Origin of the sequence: uncultured Campylobacter sp. (assembly GCF_937997465.1) — a bacterium.
GTDB lineage: Bacteria > Campylobacterota > Campylobacteria > Campylobacterales > Campylobacteraceae > Campylobacter_A.
The window spans coordinates 1-2168 of the sequence record NZ_CALKTQ010000186.1 but is presented as its reverse complement, the minus strand read 5'-3'; the positions used below and the strand labels follow the sequence as shown (position 1 = coordinate 2168).

Genomic DNA, 2168 nt, shown 5'->3' with positions numbered 1-2168 from the left:
CCTCTAAATTTAACCCTTTACAAGCTTGCGTGATCGACATAAGCCAGCCTTGCTCGGGTTGATTAAATTGAGCGAATTTGTAAAATACGCTACCGTTTCCTATCTTTAGTTGCCTGTGTTAAAGTTTCTAAACCCCGCCTCAAATCAGGCGGAGTTTATAAGGTTGTAAATAAGTCAAATTTAGGCGATTTTTGCACTCTTGTTGCTAAAAATTTCTAAAAACTTAACCGCTAGTTTTTGAAATATATTTTCTTTTTTACGTTTGCTAAGTAAAAATTTTGCCGTTTCGCTTCTGCCAAACATCACCGCAAAAGCCCAAGGCGTCATACCCAGACCATTATTTGCTTCGATATCGGCCCCAGCGTTAACTAGCGCTTTTACTACATCTAAGTGCCCCTTAAACGCAGCGCCCGCAAGCGGAGTTTGCCCGCGGTCGTTGCGTTCATCTACTCTAGCGCCGTTTGAGAGCAGCATATTTACGGTATTTAGAGCATTGTTATAACTAGCTAGCATCAAAAGCGTATCGCCTTTGGCTGATTTTAAATTTACGCTAAGCCCCGCCTTTATCATCTTTTCTAGCTCGTCTGCTTCGTCTTGTCTAGCAAAATCAAGCGCCATGGCGCAAAGTTCGCTATATCTTTGCTCTTCAGCCTGCGTTAAATTTGTCAAATTTTAGCCTTTAGCGCTGCATTGACGCCGTTTGCGTACTCTGGCGAGATTTGCTCAAAATGCCCTATTGCGCGCTCTTTTATCGCTTCGCTCACACCAGCCATGCTCTCTGCGATATTGCTAAAAAGCTGTGATTTTTGGCTATCGTTCATTAGAGCAAAAAGCGCTCTAGGTTGCGAGTAATAATCCTGATCCTCGGCTCTATGGTCGTATCGTTGCATTGCGCCTTCTAAATTTATATCAGGCTCTAGCAGGCTTCTATCCTCTTTGCCGCCGCCAAAGCTGTTTGGCTCATAGTAGGCTTTATCGTCGAGTTCGTACATTCCGTTATTCATCGCACCGCCCGTGACGTAGGTGTTTATTTCGCTTATCGGACGATTTACGCTTAGTTGTGCGTAGTGCGTGCCTATGCGATATCTTTGAGCGTCCGGATAGCTAAAGATTCTTGCTTGAAGCATTTTATCAGGGCTAAAGCTGATACCAGGGACTATATTTGACGGGCTAAATGCGGCTTGCTCTACTTCGTTGAAGTAATTTTTAGGGTTTTCATTTAGTGTCATGACGCCAACGTCGATAAGCGGAAATTCCTTATGAGACCATGTTTTGGTTAGGTCAAATGGGTTAAATTTGACGCTTTTTGCTTGATCTTGGGTCATTATTTGGATTTTAAAATCCCAACTTGGAAAATCTCCTTTTTCTATGCTTTCAAAGAGGTCTCTTTGGTTGCTCTCCCTGTCTTTTGCGATTATTTGCGCGGCTTCATCGTTGGTTAAATTTTTAATGCCTTGACGAGTTTTAAAGTGAAATTTGACCCAAAATCTCTCGTTTTTGTCATTTATAAAGCTATAGGTGTGGCTGCCAAATCCATGCATATGGCGGTAGCTAGCAGGTATGCCGCGGTCGCTCATTAAAATCGTAACTTGGTGCATAGTTTCAGGGCTTAAGCTCCAAAAATCCCAAGCGGCTTCGTTTGAGCGTAGATGCGTGCGCGGGTCGCGTTTTTGAGTATGGATGAAATCTGGGAATTTATACGGGTCTTTGATGAAAAAAATCGGAGTGTTGTTTCCGACTAAGTCCCAGTTACCCTCTTTTGTGTAAAATTTAATCGCAAAGCCCCTTACGTCGCGCTCGGCATCAGCCGCTCCGGCCTCTCCGGCTACGGTAGAAAATCTCAGGAACAGTCTCGTTTTCTCGCCTTTTTGCAAGACATTTGCTTTCGTATAGCGCGAGATATCGTGCGTGATCTCTAGCGTACCGTACGCAGCGCTACCTTTTGCATGGACGGCTCTTTCCGGGATGCGTTCTCTGTTTTGGTGGGCTAGTTTTTCAAGTAGTTGATAATCTTGTAGCATTATGCCGCCGCGACTACCCGCAGTAAGCGAGTTTTGATTGTCGGCTATCGGATTGCCTGAAGTGGTGGTTAGTTTTTTCATATTTTTCCTTTTTAATAAAAATTGTTATTTCGGAATTATACTTATTAAGAATAAAATTTTTCTTAA

The 2168-nt window shown here is 43.2% G+C and carries 2 protein-coding genes; both read right to left on the bottom strand.

Features of this window, described 5'->3' with window-relative positions; genetic code table 11:
- Positions 1 to 180: 180 nt before the first annotated feature.
- Positions 181 to 669, bottom strand: a complete 489-nt coding sequence (locus Q0546_RS06015) for an ankyrin repeat domain-containing protein (RefSeq protein WP_298791423.1) — start codon at positions 667 to 669, stop codon at positions 181 to 183.
- Positions 666 to 2102, bottom strand: coding sequence for a catalase (locus Q0546_RS06010; RefSeq protein ID WP_298791421.1), 1437 nt, complete (start codon positions 2100 to 2102; stop codon positions 666 to 668). Before Q0546_RS06010 ends, Q0546_RS06015 begins: the two co-directional genes overlap by 4 nt.
- Positions 2103 to 2168 lie beyond the last annotated feature (66 nt).